Source organism: Neisseria weixii (assembly GCF_002327085.1).
GTDB classification, from domain to species: Bacteria; Pseudomonadota; Gammaproteobacteria; order Burkholderiales; family Neisseriaceae; genus Neisseria; species Neisseria weixii.
Window position 1 is genome coordinate 796,711 of the sequence record NZ_CP023429.1, and the last position, 16,308, is coordinate 813,018.

Annotated in this window: 19 protein-coding genes and 1 pseudogene; 10 read left to right on the forward strand and 10 right to left on the reverse strand. The window is 50.9% G+C overall.

From position 1 onward, the window contains the following. Positions 1-78: 78 nt before the first annotated feature. The 3 genes from CGZ65_RS04045 to arsB all read left to right on the forward strand — a co-directional run bounded on the left by CGZ65_RS04045 (position 79) and on the right by arsB (position 1,956). Complete coding sequence (locus tag CGZ65_RS04045) at positions 79-381, forward strand: ArsR/SmtB family transcription factor (protein ID WP_096296091.1); 303 nt, start codon at positions 79-81, stop codon at positions 379-381. A 96-nt stretch (positions 382-477) separates the two neighbouring features. After that, the gene (gene arsC / locus CGZ65_RS04050) at positions 478-891 is read left to right on the forward strand and encodes an arsenate reductase (glutaredoxin) (RefSeq protein ID WP_096294908.1); all 414 of its coding nucleotides are present in this window, start codon (positions 478-480) and stop codon (positions 889-891) included. Between the two features lie 63 nt (positions 892-954). Next, on the forward strand, positions 955-1,956 hold the full coding sequence (gene arsB, locus CGZ65_RS04055) for an ACR3 family arsenite efflux transporter (RefSeq protein WP_096294909.1): 1,002 nt from the start codon (positions 955-957) through the stop codon (positions 1,954-1,956). A gap of 219 nt (positions 1,957-2,175) precedes the next feature. Here arsB and cysD read toward each other — a convergent pair whose 3' ends face one another. From cysD to hpnD, 8 genes are all read right to left on the reverse strand, one after another. Next, positions 2,176-3,090, reverse strand: coding sequence for a sulfate adenylyltransferase subunit CysD (gene cysD, locus CGZ65_RS04060; protein ID WP_096294910.1), 915 nt, complete (start codon positions 3,088-3,090; stop codon positions 2,176-2,178). Positions 3,091-3,292: 202 nt separating this feature from the next. Then, entirely contained in the window at positions 3,293-4,012 is a 720-nt protein-coding gene (locus CGZ65_RS04065) for an SDR family oxidoreductase (RefSeq protein WP_096294911.1), read from the reverse strand. Positions 4,013-4,109: 97 nt separating this feature from the next. Then, positions 4,110-4,775: a glutathione S-transferase gene (locus CGZ65_RS04070; RefSeq protein ID WP_096294912.1), complete on the reverse strand. Its 666-nt coding sequence runs from the start codon at positions 4,773-4,775 to the stop codon at positions 4,110-4,112. Between the two features lie 70 nt (positions 4,776-4,845). Then, on the reverse strand, positions 4,846-6,216 hold the full coding sequence (gene hpnE, locus CGZ65_RS04075; RefSeq protein WP_096294913.1) for a hydroxysqualene dehydroxylase HpnE: 1,371 nt from the start codon (positions 6,214-6,216) through the stop codon (positions 4,846-4,848). A 434-nt stretch (positions 6,217-6,650) separates the two neighbouring features. Next, positions 6,651-7,301 (reverse strand): DUF799 domain-containing protein, encoded by a 651-nt coding sequence (locus CGZ65_RS04080; protein WP_096294914.1) that lies wholly within the window; start codon positions 7,299-7,301, stop codon positions 6,651-6,653. Continuing rightward, positions 7,298-7,639, reverse strand: a complete 342-nt coding sequence (locus CGZ65_RS04085) for a DUF4810 domain-containing protein (protein WP_232507527.1) — start codon at positions 7,637-7,639, stop codon at positions 7,298-7,300. Before CGZ65_RS04085 ends, CGZ65_RS04080 begins: the two co-directional genes overlap by 4 nt. 33 nt (positions 7,640-7,672) lie before the next feature. Further along, positions 7,673-8,347 (reverse strand): CsgG/HfaB family protein, encoded by a 675-nt coding sequence (locus tag CGZ65_RS04090; RefSeq protein ID WP_096294916.1) that lies wholly within the window; start codon positions 8,345-8,347, stop codon positions 7,673-7,675. A 259-nt stretch (positions 8,348-8,606) separates the two neighbouring features. Further along, complete coding sequence (hpnD, locus tag CGZ65_RS04095) at positions 8,607-9,455, reverse strand: presqualene diphosphate synthase HpnD (RefSeq protein ID WP_096294917.1); 849 nt, start codon at positions 9,453-9,455, stop codon at positions 8,607-8,609. Positions 9,456-9,683: 228 nt separating this feature from the next. On the opposite strand from hpnD, the gene hscA reads away from it, so the two are divergent. From hscA to fdx, 4 genes and pseudogenes are all read left to right on the forward strand, one after another. Further along, a complete protein-coding gene (hscA, locus tag CGZ65_RS04100) occupies positions 9,684-11,546 on the forward strand; it encodes a Fe-S protein assembly chaperone HscA (protein ID WP_096294918.1) in 1,863 nt (620 codons plus the stop codon). A gap of 53 nt (positions 11,547-11,599) precedes the next feature. Next, the gene (locus CGZ65_RS04105; RefSeq protein WP_096294919.1) at positions 11,600-12,037 is read left to right on the forward strand and encodes a tetratricopeptide repeat protein; all 438 of its coding nucleotides are present in this window, start codon (positions 11,600-11,602) and stop codon (positions 12,035-12,037) included. 39 nt (positions 12,038-12,076) lie between these two features. After that, positions 12,077-12,375 (forward strand): annotated as a pseudogene (locus CGZ65_RS04110) (TIGR02328 family protein); the annotation flags it as partial. Positions 12,376-12,478: 103 nt separating this feature from the next. Next, positions 12,479-12,820: an ISC system 2Fe-2S type ferredoxin gene (fdx, locus tag CGZ65_RS04115; protein WP_096294920.1), complete on the forward strand. Its 342-nt coding sequence runs from the start codon at positions 12,479-12,481 to the stop codon at positions 12,818-12,820. 71 nt (positions 12,821-12,891) lie between these two features. On the opposite strand, the gene CGZ65_RS04120 is transcribed toward fdx, so the two are convergent. Further along, positions 12,892-13,530, reverse strand: coding sequence for a hypothetical protein (locus CGZ65_RS04120; protein WP_096294921.1), 639 nt, complete (start codon positions 13,528-13,530; stop codon positions 12,892-12,894). Positions 13,531-13,718: 188 nt separating this feature from the next. On the opposite strand from CGZ65_RS04120, the gene iscX reads away from it, so the two are divergent. Both iscX and CGZ65_RS04130 read left to right on the forward strand, forming a co-directional pair. Next, positions 13,719-13,913 (forward strand): Fe-S cluster assembly protein IscX, encoded by a 195-nt coding sequence (gene iscX, locus CGZ65_RS04125; RefSeq protein WP_096294922.1) that lies wholly within the window; start codon positions 13,719-13,721, stop codon positions 13,911-13,913. Then, positions 13,913-14,245 (forward strand): hypothetical protein, encoded by a 333-nt coding sequence (locus CGZ65_RS04130; RefSeq protein WP_096294923.1) that lies wholly within the window; start codon positions 13,913-13,915, stop codon positions 14,243-14,245. Before iscX ends, CGZ65_RS04130 begins: the two co-directional genes overlap by 1 nt. 118 nt (positions 14,246-14,363) lie before the next feature. Here CGZ65_RS04130 and CGZ65_RS14870 read toward each other — a convergent pair whose 3' ends face one another. Continuing rightward, a complete protein-coding gene (locus tag CGZ65_RS14870) occupies positions 14,364-15,242 on the reverse strand; it encodes a transposase (protein WP_332457942.1) in 879 nt (292 codons plus the stop codon). Positions 15,243-15,363: 121 nt separating this feature from the next. On the opposite strand from CGZ65_RS14870, the gene metF reads away from it, so the two are divergent. Beyond that, complete coding sequence (metF, locus tag CGZ65_RS04140; RefSeq protein WP_096294925.1) at positions 15,364-16,257, forward strand: methylenetetrahydrofolate reductase; 894 nt, start codon at positions 15,364-15,366, stop codon at positions 16,255-16,257. Positions 16,258-16,308: the final 51 nt, after the last annotated feature.

Below are 16,308 nucleotides of genomic sequence, written 5' to 3' on the forward strand. Positions count from 1 at the left end.
CCTGAATCTGACGCATGAGTTGCGAAAATATTTCAATAAATCTTGAATAATGGAAATGACAGGATTACAATGCCGCGCATGGATACTTTACACGCAAGCAAACTGTTTGAAAGCCTCTCGTCTCCCGTCCGCCTGGCGGTTTTCCAGCAATTGGCCGCCGCAGGCAGCAAAGGTATGGTGGCGGGAGATCTGGCCAAGCACCTGAATCTCGCTCCGAACAATTTGTCTTTCCATTTGAAAACCTTGCATCATGCAGGTTTGGTTTGCGCAAAACAGGAAGGGCGGTTTGTCCGATACTTTGCGCAATTGGATTTGATGATGGCCTTAACCGGATTTCTCACTCAAAACTGCTGTGCAGAAACGGGAGAATGCTGCCGCTGACGCCGTATGCGTTTTCAGACGGCCCGAGCCCGCGATTTTGCCTGAAAAATTTTTAGCCGGATATTTCTATATTCCTTGAACTGTTGAGATTTTAATATGCACGTAACCATCTACCACAACCCAAACTGTGGTACTTCGCGCAATGTGCTGGCCTTAATCTGCCATTTGGGCATCGAGCCGCAGATTATCGAATATCTGCAAACCCCGCCCGACGAAGCCACGCTGCGCGGTCTGCTGCATGCCATGAATTTTACGCCGCGCGATTTGCTGCGCACCAACGTGCCGCCTTATGCGGCTTTGGGGTTGGGCAATCCCGCTTGGGACGACGACGGGCTGATTACCGCCATGTTGCGCGAACCATTGCTTACCAACCGCCCGATTGTGGTGACGGAAAAAGGCACGAAACTATGCAGGCCGTCTGAAACGTTTCTGGACATTGCGCCCGTGTCGCTGCGCGAGCCGTTTATTAAGGAAGACGGCGGTGTGATTGAGCCGCCAACGGCATACTGATGCCGTCTGAAATGTTTCAGACGGCCCGGTTTTCGATTTTTATCATTAAAACAAGGTATCAAAATGGGTATTTTCGAACGTTTCCTAACGGTTTGGGTGGCTTTGGCGATTGTTGCAGGCGTGGCTTTGGGGGCGGCATTTCCGAACGCGTTCCAATGGGTGGCGCGGATGGAAGTGGCGCATGTGAATGTGCCGGTGGCGGTACTGATTTGGCTGATGATTTACCCGATGATGGTGCAGATTGACTGGTCTGCCGTGAAAGACGTGGGCAGGAAGCCGCAGGGGCTGGCAATGACGGTGGTCATCAACTGGCTGGTCAAACCGTTTACGATGGCGGCGGTCGGCTGGCTGTTTTTCCGCGTGTTTTTCGCCGATTGGGTAGATGTGCAATCCGCACAGGAATACATCGCCGGCATGATATTGCTGGGCGTGGCGCCGTGTACCGCGATGGTGTTTGTGTGGTCGCAGCTGGTGAAGGGTGACCCGAATTACACGCTGGTGCAGGTGTCGGTGAACGACATCATCATGATTTTCGCCTTTGCGCCGATTGCGGGCGTGCTGCTGGATGTGAGCGATATTGAGATTCCGTGGAATACGCTGCTGCTCAGCATGGTGCTGTATGTGCTGTTGCCGCTGCTGGCGGGTTGGCTCACGCGCAGGCATCTGCTCCGGGCGGGCAAACCGACGACAGCCTTTGCAGGCCGTCTGAAACCGTTTTCCGTTGCCGGGCTGATTTTGACTGTGGTGCTGCTGTTTGCCTTTCAAGCGCACACCATTCTGGTCAAGCCTGCCGTGATTGTGCTCATTGCCATACCGCTTTTGGTGCAGACCTACGGCATTTTCTTTTTGGGACGGATTATGGCCAAACGCCTGAACCTGCCGCATGAAATCGCCGCGCCTGCCTGCTTAATCGGCACGAGCAACTTTTTCGAGCTGGCTGTGGCCGTGGCGATTTCGCTGTTCGGGCTGAACTCGGGCGCGGCGCTGGCCACGGTGGTCGGCGTACTGGTGGAAGTGCCGGTGATGCTGTCGCTGGTATGGTGGATTAACCGTCAGGCCGCTTGAGCAAGATAACGGATGCCGTCTGAAAACGTTTCAGACGGCCTTAATCGTCAGAAAATACCTCTGAAACCTGTCAGGCAATTTGCAGGACGGGTGTCAACCCGTCACGTTTCGGAGAGCATCCAACGTCAGGTTTGCATCCGCCCTGCGGATTGGTTTGAAAATATGCCTAAAACAAAAAAAGCCGTCTGAAATTTTTCAGACGGCTTTTGCTTTTCTATTTTAGAAATAGCCTGCTTTCTTACGTTCTTCCATCGCGGCTTCTGAAACGCGGTCGTCCATGCGGGTGGCGCTGCGCTCGGAAATGGTGGCGGAAGCGGTTTCGGCGATGATGTCTTCCGGTGTGGCGGCGGTGCTGGCGACAGGGGCGGTGCAGGAAATGTCGCCGACAGTGCGGAAGCGTACGTCACGAATCACGGATACATCGCCGTCTCGTTTCGGTGTGAGCGGGGTGACCGGAATCAGCAGGCCGTCGCGCTCGACCACTTCGCGTTTGTGGGTGTAGTAAATCGGCGGCAGGGCGAGTTTTTCGCGTGCGATGTATTGCCAGATGTCGAGTTCCGTCCAGTTGGAAATGGGGAACACGCGCATGTTTTCGCCTTGGAACAGGCGGGTATTGTAAAGCGACCACAATTCAGGGCGCTGGTTTTTCGGATCCCATTGGCCGAATTCGTCGCGGAACGAGAAAATGCGCTCTTTTGCGCGCGCTTTCTCTTCATCGCGGCGCGCACCGCCCATCAGCGCATCAAAACCTTGTTCTTCAATGGTTTCCACCAAGGTAACCGCTTGTGCGGCGTTGCGTGAATCGGTTTCGCGGCGCAATATGACCGTGCCTTTACGGATGGATTCTTCCACGCTGCCCACCACCAACTGCACGCCTGTGCGCGCGACGGTTTCATCGCGAAACTGAATCACTTCGGGATAATTGTGGCCGGTATCGACGTGCAGCAGTTTGAACGGCAATTTCAGCGGGCGGCCTTCGATTTGAAACGCCTTAACCGCCAGCGACAGCAACACAACGGAATCCTTGCCGCCGGAAAACAGCAACGCCGGATTCTTCGCCTCGGTGATGACTTCGCGGATGATGTGGACGGATTCGGCTTCAAGCCAGCCGAGGTGGTGGTTTTGGATAGACATGCGGTTTCTCTTTTGTGGAATGCTCGATAGCGCATACTTTAAACAGGCCGTCTGAAAAAGGGAAAGAATGGTTTGTTTGATAGAAAGATGATTTTGTTATATTGCTGAAGGGGGGCATTGCATTGCACCTTTGGCATGGGCTTAAACACAAAAAAGCCGTCTGAAAACATGATTTTCAGACGGCCTTTGTTCAGCCCGAATCTTACAAATAAACAATCTCGCCCGTGCGGCCTTTGCTTTCTTCGCTTGCCCACCAAACGAATTGCGGCAACACGTCTTCATAGGTTTTGCGTTCGCTTTGTGCTTCGCCGGGGTGGGATTTGATGCGTTGCGGCGAGTTAATCGCACCCGGTACCAAGATATTGGCGCGCAGGTTGGGGAAGCGTTCCCATTCGTCGGCGATGACTTTGCCCAAGTAGTTGAGCGCGGCTTTGGAGGCGCCGAAGCCGCCCCAGTAGGCTTGCGGGGTTTCGCTGTGGCTTTCGCTGACGAAGATGACGGAGGCATCAGGCGATTCTTTCAGCAGCGGCGCAAACGCACGGGTCAGACCCATCGGTGCAATGGTGTTGATGCGGAATTGTTTGATCCAGTCGGACACGGTTTGGAAATCCAATGGCGACAGGGCGTTGAAATAGCTGGCGCAATGCACGATGCCGTCGAGTTTGCCTTGGGTGGCTTCGGTGATGGTGGCGGCCAGTTGGTCGAATTCTTTTTCTTCGGCAGTCAAGAGGTCGAAACAGATGGCGAAGGGCTCGGGGTAGCCGGCTTCGACAATCGCGTCATACACTTTTTCCATGCGCTTTTGGTGGCGCGCAATCAGAATCACGGTCGCGCCGGCGGCGGCGTAGGCTTTGGCCACGTGTTCGCCCAAACCTTGCGATGCGCCGGTGACGATGATGGTTTTGTTTTGCAGAGTGGACATGGGGTTTCCTTAATCGCTGTCTTAAGGCCGTCTGAAAAGTGATTTGTTCAGACGGCCTTTTAAAGAATGTTAACAGTGTATTGCAGTTTGCTAACGATTACAATATGCAAAGCTTGCCAAGTTTGGATTCGGCGCGTTGATAAGCAGGATGGGTTTCAATCCGTTGCACATAGGCCGCAATATTCGGCAAATCCAGCGCGCTGCGTGCGAGGGCGGCCTGCAGCGGAAAGCTCATCATCACGTCCGCCGCCGTGAGCGTGTCGCCCAAGAGCCAAGTTTGGTTTTTCAGACGGCCTTCGATAAAGCCCAAATGCAGTTTGAGTTGCGGATGAAGGAAGCTTTCCTTTACGCCGCCGGTGATTTTGCGCGCAATCGGCCGGGCAAAAAAAGGCATCGGTTTTTCATCAATCTTACGGAACACGAGCGACATCACCAAAAGCGGCATCAGCGAGCCTTCGGCATAGTGCAGCCAAAACAGGTAGTCGGGGTAGGATGCGCTGTCTGTTGCCGGCTTGAGCGTCGAATCTTTACCGTAACGGCCAATGAGATATTCCACGATTGCACCGCTTTCGGGCAGCGTCAAATCACCGTCTTGCAACAGCGGCGATTTGCCCAAAGGATGGATTTGGCGCAGGCTTTCCGGCGCAAGCTTGGTGGTTTCGTCGCGCGCAACGACATTGGCCTGATAATCGAGATTAAGCAATTCGAGCAGCCAAGCGATGCGGTAGGCACGCGATTGGGTGAGGGCGTGAAGGGTAATCATGGGTGTCCTTTCAGACGGCATGGAGTCAAAATTAAAAATGTTTCAATGCAAAGTGTTTGGTCGAAGGCAATCAAATATTTGCTCTGCGGAAAAAGAGCCTATCGGAAAAACCGTCATCAAAACGGCCGCTGTCCGCCCACTCGTGTAAACACAAATCTGCCGCGGCTGCACCTGATTGAACCGCCGCTTCCAGCGTCGCCGGGTAGCGCGGGTGCAGGTAGTCGCCGCAAGGGTAGATTTTGCGGTGGTGCAGCCAAGCCAAATCAGGAAGGCGGCGGCTGGCTGTGGCGGCGACTGTGGCGCGTTTTTCTGTAATCACACGGTAGGCGGCCGGCTCGCCGATATCGGGGCAGACGCGTTTGATATCGGCATGGATTTTGGCCGCCCATTCATCTGCCTTCGCTGCGCCAACATGGTCGGATACGCTTACCACAGCGGCGACTTCCTGAGGCGGCAAACCGAGCGCACCGCGAGAAACCAGCCATTGAGCCGTACCTTGGGCAAACCCCGTCATCGCCGCAGGCAGCTTGAGCGGTTCGTTATAGCGCAGATACACGGTGGTAATCGGGCAATATTCGATATTTTGGTAGGCCGTCTGAATATAATCCGGCGTTTCAGACGGCATCAAAACCGCGGCATGATAAGGCGCCACGGCCAATACCGCCGCATCAAACGCCTCGCCGTCGACCGATACTTGGCCACCGGGTAAGGTGGTCAAACGCGGCACGCGCGTTTCCATTTGAATGTGCGCGCCGTGTCCGCGCAGGAAGGCCAAAGCAGGCTCGGCAATGATGTTGCCCAAATCCGTTTTCGGCAGCAGATAATCGCTGCCGGCCTTATCCGCCCACACGCCGTCTGAAAGCACGTTACACAAAATATTCAAGCTCGCCTTGTCCAGCGGTGTATTGAGCGCGCCCCATACCAATGGCTGCCAAAACTGGGCAATCAATTTGCGCGGCGTATTGCGTTGATTCAGCCATGCCCCGACGCCGGTGTCGGGCAGACTTGATCGGTGGCGGTCCTGTAGCGCGCGCATATCGCGTAATAATTTGACTTTATGAGCAAACGAAAGATTTTTGCCGCGCAGTAAACCAAACAAAATATGCCAAGGCGCAGGCAAAGCGGCCGTCTGAAAGCGCAAACCATCATGTAAATACCATTGCATTGGCAGCCGCACAAATGCATCCTGCTCGCGCACACCGATTTGCTTCATTAAAGCCAACACACCGTGGTACGCGCCGATCATGATGTGCTGGCCGTTGTCCAAAAACGAAAACCCGCCCTTGTCACCGCCAAACGAACGCGCCCGCCCGCCCGCCAGTTTGCCCGCTTCAAACAGCGTAACATCCGCACGTTGTACGAGTTTAACCGCTGCCGACAAACCGGCCCATCCGGCGCCGATGACAGCAATTTTGGGTTTGGATTGTTGATTAGGGAACATGGCTTTTCTTTTTTGATTGGGGGTTGGAGAAAGGTTTCAGACGCCTAAAGATTCGGTACCATGGGATTATAGCAATGATTGGCGGGGTGGCGTGTTGCGGGGGCTTTAGTTTGTATGATATTTAGAGAGAAGTTGTGAGTTATTGGCTGTTATAAAGCTTTCTTATTTATTAAGCTTTCTTAATGGCCTCTGGATGTCTATATATAAATGTTACAGGTTGCTTGTGCAAATATCATTTTTATTTTAAGTAGGGATTCACTCATTTTAAATTGGTGTGATAGCGGAGTATCTAGTGAGATATAAATCATAAAAATGTAATATATTTTGAATATGCAACTTCTATAAAAATATTATATAAGGTTGTTTTTTTAGCGTGTGCAATGTTTAAAAAGCAGAATCTCATGACTCTGCTTTTTTTTAATTTATCGTACCAGCTATTTTAGGTAGTGCTGTGAACGTGGACCATATAAAATACCATTGGTTTTCTGGGGAGAGAGGAGCTGAACGCCAGCTGCTTGCGCCATATCATAACCTTTATCGCCCAAAGTCCCTACGACTTGGTCAATAACCGCGCCTAACAATGCGCCCAACAAACCGTTATTGCCTTTTTGTCCGGCATCGGATGAAATTACTTGCCCACTCCATAACTCTTTACCGTTACGCGCATCAACCAATTTAGCATCAGCAGAGACGGTCGTTACGCTTTGCAAAACCTGATAGCGTGTACCGTAATCTTTAACAGTGATATATAAAACGGCATCATTACCAAAAATCGCATGTAGTTTATCCAGCTTCACTTCATGAATATCCGCCGGATTAGTTAGGCCGTTTTGTTTAAAGGTTTCGGCAGCCACTGCAACAGGGAAAACGTAATAACCGGCTTCAGATAGCGGCATGGTTGTGGCCGTCAACATTCCCCAAGTGGCTTTAACTTCAGGAGTCTCGTTTAACGGCGGCAATACCAAAATCGATTTCGGACGACTTTCTTTAAATGCGGTATAGTCAAACGGTGCAGGCTGATGGGTTTGGCAGGCACTCAAAGCCAAGCTGGCCGCCAAAGGCAGTAAAAGTTTAGACCACTTCATTTTTTGCCCCCTTGAGTTTTATTTTTTAACAGAAAATCCATAAACACCGAAGATTCGGGGAAAAGCTGTTTCTCTGTTTCAAACCGTTGACGTGCTGCCTCGTTTTGTCCGGCCTCAATCAGCAATAAGCCCATGTGGGCGTGAGCACCCGGAGCAGCTGCCATTTGTTTGCGGTCTGCTTCAGTAAAATATTTATCCATTTTACTGATTTGCTCACCGGGAGAAGCATCATTTTTTAGGTGTTCATAAACAGTAGGACTGTAATCTTTCCAATAATACATCTGTTTCGGTGCAGAGCCGCAGGCTGCTAGCCATAGCGCAGCAACCAAAGGCAGCATACAAGTTATCCCTTTTTTCATACCTTCCCCTTCTTAGCGGTTAGGCTGCCATGCGCCGCTGTCTATAGCCTGAGTTAGATTATTGACCGCTTCGCGGATAGCTAAATCCAATACTTTACCGTTTAAGGTCGCATCATAGCCTGATGTACCGCCGAAACCGATAATCTCACGATTAGATAGAGAATATTCTCCTGCTCCTTGGGTGGAGTAAACCACTTCAGAAGTAGCTACATCAACAATATTCAATGCCACTTTCGCATAAGCAATTTGAGATTTACCGCGACCCAAAATACCGAATAGCTGATGATCGCCCACATCTTTACGGCCAAATTCGGTAACATCGCCGGTAATTACATAAGTGGCACCTTTCAAATTTTGAGCTTTACCAGAGATGCCTGATTCCTGTTTCAATGCACTCAAATTGGTACGGTTCAATACATTGAAACGGTTGGTTTGCTGTAAATGTGTTGCCAAAATAGTTTTGGCTTGGCTACCCAAGCGGTCTTCCCCATCAGAGAAGACACCTTTTTGGAAGCTTGATCGGTTGTCAAAGCTGCCAATAGAAATCGGGGTGCGGATACCGTTGTATTGGGTATTGTAGGTAGCGACTTTGGCTACTTCCACACTACGCGATGATTCGGTTGCGCAAGCGGCCAGTAATCCGATAACCGCTGTGCACAAAAGAGTAGTTTTTAGTGGGAATGACATATAGCTTCTCCTGTTTTGATAAAAAATCACATTCAAGCTTGGTATTCTATGAGAAAGTACTGCTAATTTTCAAGGTGTAATTGGCATATTTTATAGGTGTAAGCTTATGGGGAATCTGAATATTAAGGACTGGGGATGATTCATTTATTTTAGTATCTTCGTATGTGTTTTGCAGATTTGAGTCATCTCTCATCAATCCCAAATTTCTACAATTCTCGTTGAGTGACTAATCCAATCTACTCAAATCTCGAAACCAAACTCAAACCTTAAACCCAAATACCCAAGTTTTCAGCGCAATCCGTTTCTTTCTCGGTGAAGGAATGGCGATTTTGTATTTCAACACATTCTGCGCACCATCGCGTTCGATTTCGTTTAATAAGGCATAATAAATCGCGGCCATCACCAAGCCGACTTTTTGGTTTTTTTTGTCGGCGGCGGGCAACAGCGCGAGTGCTTGGCGGTAGGTGTCGCGCGCGCGTTGGATTTGGAAGCCCATCAGTTCGGTAAATTCGGGCGTGGGCTGATATTGCATGATGGTGGCGGCGGGGATGTTGAAGCGTTGTAGGTCTTCCATCGGCAGGTAGATGCGGCCGTTGCGCGCGTCTTCGCCGACATCGCGGATGATGTTGGTCAGTTGCAGTGCCAAGCCCATTTTGTCGGCGTAATCAAGGGTTCGTGGGTTGGTGAAGCCTAAAATGCGCGCAATCAGGCAGCCGACCACACCGGCGGCGCGGCGGCAATAGAGCTTGAGTTCGTCAAACGTGGCGTAGCGTGCTTGATCTAAATCCATCTGCATGCCGTCGATGAGTTCGACCAATTCGCTTTGCGGCAGATTAAAGGTGCGGGCCACGGGCTGTAGAGCTTGGTTGACGGGGTGCTCGGGCAGGCCGTCTGAAAAGGCGCGTGCCAAGTCGATGCGCCACCAATTGAGCGCGGTTTGGGCGGTATTTTTGTCGCTGCAATCATCGACCACGTCGTCGAGTTCACGGCAAAAGGCATATAACACCGTCATTGCATCGCGCTGGTGTTCGGGTAGGAATTTGAAGCCCGATAAAAAGCTGGAGCCGCTTTCGGCGGCTTTTTGGCGGCAGTATTCGATGGGTGGCACGGCGTGTCCTGTGAGTTGGTATGGTTATGGTGATGGATTGTATAGCGATTTGGGGTTGAACTGAAGGCCGTCTGAAAAAATTGTGTTTTTCAGACGGCCTTTGATATGGGATAGGGCTGTAAATCTCATTGAGATTGGCTATTATTCCCGACTAAACCACTCAACTATCGGCGTCAAATCTGTTAAAATACGGCCGATGACACAATAAAACCAAAAGGCACACCAATCATGGCACTTTTGCAAATTTCCGAACCCGGCATGTCTGCCGCACCACATCAACACCGTTTGGCCGTCGGCATTGATCTTGGCACCACCAACAGTCTGGTCGCTACCGTGCGCAGCGGCAGCGCTGTTTGCCTATCTGACGAGCGCGGCCGAAAAACCTTTCCTTCCGTCGTGCGCTATTGCGAAGACGGCCGCGTGGAAGCCGGCGCGGATGCCCTGAAAGCGCAAAAAATCGATCCGATTAATACCATCAGTTCGGTCAAGCGTTTAATCGGCCGCACTTTGGCGGACTTATCGAAAGAAACGCATTACCTGCCTTACCGCTTCGGTAACAACGAACGCGTGATTGAATTGAACACGCGGCAGGGCGCGAAAACGCCGATTGAAGTGTCGGCGGAAATTTTGAAAGCGTTGAAGGCGCGCGCCGAAGAGAGCTTGGGCGGTGATTTGGTGGGCGCGGTGATTACCGTGCCGGCGTATTTTGACGATGCGCAACGCCAAGCTACTAAAGATGCAGCGCGTTTGGCCGGATTGAACGTGTTGCGTCTGCTTAACGAGCCGACTGCAGCGGCGATTGCCTATGGTTTGGATAACGGCTCGGAAGGCACGTTCGTGGTGTACGATTTGGGCGGCGGTACCTTTGACGTGTCGGTGTTGCAGTTGACCCAAGGTTTGTTCCAAGTGAAGGCCACGGGCGGTAATTCGGCGTTGGGCGGTGATGATTTCGACCATCGTGTGTTCTGCCATATTTTGGAACGTGCCGACTTGTCGAAACTCAGTGAGCAAGACAGCCAATTATTACTGGCCTTGACCCGCGAAGCCAAAGAAACCTTGACCACCGAAACCAGCACGACCGTGCAGGCCACGCTTTCAGACGGCCATAAGGTTGATGTGACCATTACGTGCCAAGAATTTCATCAATTGACACAGCATTTGGTGCAAAAAACCATCGAGCCGGTAAAGCAGGCATTGAAAGATGCGGGTGTGACCAAGGCCGATATCAAGGGCGTAATTATGGTGGGCGGTTCGACCCGCATGCTGCATGTTCAGCAGGCGGTGGCGGCCTTTTTCGGCCAAACGCCTTTGAATAATCTGAATCCTGATGAAGTGGTGGCACTGGGTGCGGCGGTGCAGGCCAATGTGTTGGCCGGCAATAAAACCGACGGCGAATGGCTGCTGCTTGATGTCACGCCTTTGTCGCTGGGCTTGGAAACTTACGGCGGCCTGGCGGAAAAAATTATTCCGCGCAACAGCACTTTGCCGGTGGCGCGCGCGCAAGAGTTCACCACGTTTAAAGACGGCCAAACCGCGATGACGATTCATGTGGTGCAGGGCGAACGCGAGCTGGTATCCGATTGCCGCAGCTTGGCCAAATTCACTTTGCGCGGCATTCCGCCGATGGTGGCCGGTGCGGCGCGGATTCGGGTGACTTTCCAAGTGGATGCGGATGGTCTGCTGTCGGTATCGGCGCAAGAGCAAACCACCGGCGTGAGCGCACAAATCGAAGTGAAACCGTCTTACGGTTTGGACGATGGCACCATCACGCAAATGCTGAAAGAAGGCATGAGCAATGCTGCCGACGATAAAGCCGCGCGTGCGCGCGCCGAAGCCACGGTCGAAGCCGAAAGCCTGATGGACGCCATCAAAGCCGCGCTTGAGCTCGACAGCGATTTGCTCGAAGCGGAAGAATTGGCCAAAATCGAAGCCGACATCACTGCCTTGCAAGGCAGTGTAGAAAATGGCCATGCCGATGAGATTCGCACCGCCGTCACCGCGTTGAGCCACAGCACCGACGGTTTTGCCGCCAAACGCATGAACCGCAACATCCAGCGCGCGCTGATGGGGCAGAGCGTGGATAGTATTTAAGCAGCTTCAGACGGCCTTTTGAAATCAAGGCCGTCTGAAAAAAGAAAGTCAATATGGAATCACTAAACCAAGATTTATACCAGCAAATCAGCGCGTTGTGCGATCAAGGCGATGATTTGGCGGATGAAGGCCAGTTTAACGAAGCGGTTAAACAATACAAAGAAGCATGGAAGCTGCTGCCCGAGCCGAAATCGCAATGGGAAGCGGCAACGTGGATTTTGGCTGCGATGGGCGACGCTCATTTTTTGAACGGCAAATACCGCCAGGCCGTCAAGGATTTGACCGAAGCGTTGGCCTACATCAATGCGCTGGATAATCCGTTTATCTATCTGCGCTTGGGGCAAAGCCAATTTGAATTGGGCGAAGAAAAAGCCGCACTCGAAGCCTTACAGACGGCCTATGAATTGGGCGATGAAGAATTGTGGGAAGGAGAAGACGAAAAATACCTGCAATTTTTAGCGGCCAAAGTAGACGGCATTGTGATTCCTTAATAAATATTCAGGCCGTCTGAAAAATAATGAAAGAAAACCATGCGCTTGTGGCACGAATCTTTGATTAGCCAATTGCCGCACCGGCAGCTTTTAGGGCAACACCGCGAATGTGCCGCCTTGCGCGGGCAGGCTGGGCGCGGCCGCATGCGACGGTGGATTATGTGTTTACCCATCCTCCGTATAAGCTTTTTCAGTATCATGTGCTGATTATGCAGGAAATGCACCGGCGCGGTTATCGGCCTGATGAAGCGTGGTTCGACCCGCTGTATCGCGGTAAAACCGAGCCGCCTTATGCCGAGCAATTGTCATTACCTGCCGACAATCCGATTTATCCCGAGCATGATGCGGATTATCTGCGAGAATGCTTGGACAATTTAAAGCAAAAAGGCATCGTGCTGCACATGCCCGACGCAAACCATTGACATCAACGAGAACATAAAAATGCCGAAAATTACCGTATTACCACACGCAACATTGTGCCCTGAAGGCGCGGTTATCGATAACGCACCGGAAGGCAAAACCGTATTGGATGTTTTGTTGGATTACGACATCGAAGTGGATCACGCCTGTGAAAAATCCTGTGCCTGTACCACTTGCCACGTGATTATCCGCAAAGGTTTTGACAGTTTGGAAGAGCCGACTGAAATTGAAGAAGATTTGCTTGACCAGGCATGGGGGTTGGAAGCCGATTCACGTTTGAGCTGCCAAGCGGTGTTGGCCGATGAGGATTTGGTGGTGGAAATCCCGAAATACACCATCAACCATGCGCGCGAAGATCATTAACTGATCAAAAGGCCGTCTGAAACCATTATTTGATTTCAGACGGCCTTGATAATAAAGTGAAACAGTCAAACTTATTTTTGTTTATAGCCGCCAAAGCTGAAACGGGAAACCTTAATGGACGAAGCTTTGGGTAAGCTTGCTTGCGCTGCGGCGTAGTTTTCCGTTTTGGGCCGGGTGTTAATCCGGCTTAAGCTTTTACCGCGTGAGGACACAATACGTGGCGCTTCCGGTTGGGAATAAGCAGAAGATTGTTTGGGCAATTCTGCAAAAGCGTTGTCTGCCGCTTGGATGGAGAGTGTAGATTCATCAGTGGTCAAACCAAAGCCGTCAATCATTTGCTGCACGATCTCTTCGCAATAAGACTGCTCGATGGCGCCTTCTACTTTCACTTTTGCCAGCGACACCGATATTTGGCCGCAGCCGAGCACTTGTTCGGCAATGCGTTGGTACAGATTCCAGCGTTTCAAACGAATCACGGCGGAATTGGCGCTCGCCGCAACCGGCTGCAGGCGCACTTGTCCCCGCATGTTGCCGCAATGAATGTGCAAAGTCACTTGCGTCAGGCCGTGTTGCTCGTCCAGGGTATGGTAGATATGGCGAATGAGCAGAATCAAACGGTCAACGGGGTGCGCTTTGGTAAGATAATCAGGCTCTTGGGGTACCGGGCCGTAAACCAATTTAGACAGTTTGGCATTCAGAGCATTGTTCATCAGCGATTCCTTATTACTGCTGGAAATAGAGTTTAAGAGCCTTTTACGCCGATTTAGTTGCATAGCCAAGTGTAAATTAGGGTATATTATCCATTGCCAACCTGATTTGATCTGGGTGATGGTTTGCCTTATATTAAATGAAATGGTTTCAGACGGCCCAAGCTGCTACACATCGAAAGGACGCACTCATGAAATGGACTGATACCCAACGCATTGCCGAAGAATTGTATGACGCACACGGCGACATCGATCCGAAAACCATCCGCTTCACCCATTTGCGCGAATTGATTATGGCGCTGCCCGAATTTGACGACGATCCGGCACGTTGCGGCGAGCGCATCCTCGAAGCGGTGCAACAGGCTTGGATTGAAGAAGCCGAATAATGGATTTGCCGCTGGGATTGTATGCCCGTGCTGCGCATGGTTTGGGTGGTGTGGCATTGATTGCCAAAGAAGACACGCCGTCTGAAAAGCTTTCAGACGGCGTGTTGGATGAAACAGTGTACCATTTCGCCGATGGCGCGTTATTGCGTTGCAGCATGGAGCAGGATGAAGGCAATTTTGATGTCGAGCCCAATGCCGTCACTTGTTTGCCATGCGAAATCAGCTATCAGGTGTTGGCGCATCCCGAGCATGGCCGCATTAAGCCGGAGCACAAACGCTTTACTGATTCTTGCCGCCATTTGTTTTGGTTGAAAATGCAAAAGCAGGATTAAGATTGGATTTTATAAAGCGCTCAAGGCCGTCTGAAAAAGAAAATCTTTTTCAGACGGCTTTTTTAATATTTATTTGAATTAAAGAATAATTATGAGAAAGTAATTATAACAAATAAACTTATTTATCGATACACGCCTGAAATAGCCAATCCACATCCGCCATTCTCAGCCGATTCCCAACACCTTTAATCCAAGCCCGCTTTTTCTCTATCTGATTCAGATCGGGACTATAGGGCGGAAGCCATAACACGGTATGCCCCTTTTCCTTCAGCAAGGCTTCTGCCTTACCCTTATGAAACGCCGCATTACCCATCACCGCCACACTGTTTTGCGGCAGCTCCGGAATCAAAACCCGCTCCACCCAAGCATCAAATATCCGGCGGTCAATACTGCAATCAAACAGCCCGACGGCAAACAGTTTGCCGTGAAATAACGCTCCAACGGCATTGGTCTGATGATGCCCCTGCCAATCATGAAGCGCATGACAACGCCGGCTTTTTGGCGCATAAGCGTAAGGCCGGTAACAGGATTTTCCGAATTTGCTCCCGTCTGAACAAACAACCGGACGGTTACGGCGGATGTAGCGGTGCAGTAACTTCAGGAAGTTTTTTCTGAGCCTTCTGCCGGCTTTCGGATGGCGGTTGGTCTTTTTTTTGCAGCTGATGCCGTATCGCTTTAATGCTTTGTGTATGGCGGTATGGGAACAGCCAAAGCGTTGCGCTCTTTCACAGCAATAGGCATCAGGATAACGCCCGACATCTTCGAGCAGTGCCTGGGCGCTGATTTTGCGGGTTTTCCGTTGCTTTGGAGGGGCTTGGGGAGCCGGAGGGCGTCTCCAAAGCGTGATGGTGGAGAATGGCGGTGCCGGATTCTTTTGCGGTTCTGCGAATCGTCCATCCTTGACGGAGTTTTTTGAGTACGGGTTGTTTGAAGTCTTCTGAATAGGCCATGGGGGAATTGTATCGGAGAATATGTTTATTTGCCATAAAATGCTGATTTAATTTATTATTAAAATAATTCATGATTAATTGGAAAATTTTGAAATTGACTCATGATAAAGAAAAACATAAGATAGCGTTAACAGAGAGCACAGCACCATTGCAAAAGAGGTAAAAGCCATGAGTTACGCAAAAGAGATTAATGCACTGAACAACAGTTTGTGTGATTTAAAAGGCGATATCAACGTATCGTTTGAATTTTTCCCGCCGAAAAACGAGCAAATGGAAACCATGCTGTGGGATTCGATTCACCGCCTGAAAAACCTGCATCCCAAGTTTGTGTCGGTTACTTATGGCGCCAATTCGGGCGAGCGCGACCGTACACACGGCATCGTCAAAAACATCAAACAGCAAACCGGCTTGGAGGCTGCCCCGCATTTGACCGGCATCGATGCCTCGCCTGAAGAGCTGAAGCAAATTGCGCAAGATTATTGGGACAGCGGTATCCGCCGCATTGTCGCTTTGCGTGGTGACGAGCCGGCCGGCTATGCGAAAAAGCCGTTTTATGCCGAAGACTTAGTCAAAGTATTGCGTTCGGTGGCCGATTTTGATATTTCCGTGGCGGCTTACCCGGAGGTGCATCCCGAAGCCAAATCGGCGCAGGCGGATTTGATTAATTTGAAACGAAAAATCGATGCCGGCGCCAATCATGTGATTACCCAGTTTTTCTTTGATGTCGAAAGCTATCTGCGTTTTCGCGACCGCTGCGTGACCGTCGGTATTGACGCCGAAATCGTGCCGGGCATTTTGCCGGTCACCAATTTCAAGCAGTTAGGCAAAATGGCGCAAGTGACCAATGTGAAGATTCCGAACTGGTTGGCGCGTATGTATGACGGTTTGGACGACGATCAAGGCACGCGCAATCTGGTGGCGGCGAGTATTGCCATCGACATGGTGAAAGTATTGTCGCGTGAAGGCGTGAAAGATTTTCACTTTTACACGCTCAACCGCAGCGAATTAACCTACGCGATTTGCCACACTTTGGGTGTACGCCCATTGCCGAACGCCGCTTAAGTATTGAATAACCCTTTATTTTTTTAATCAATATCGAACATTTTAAATCAG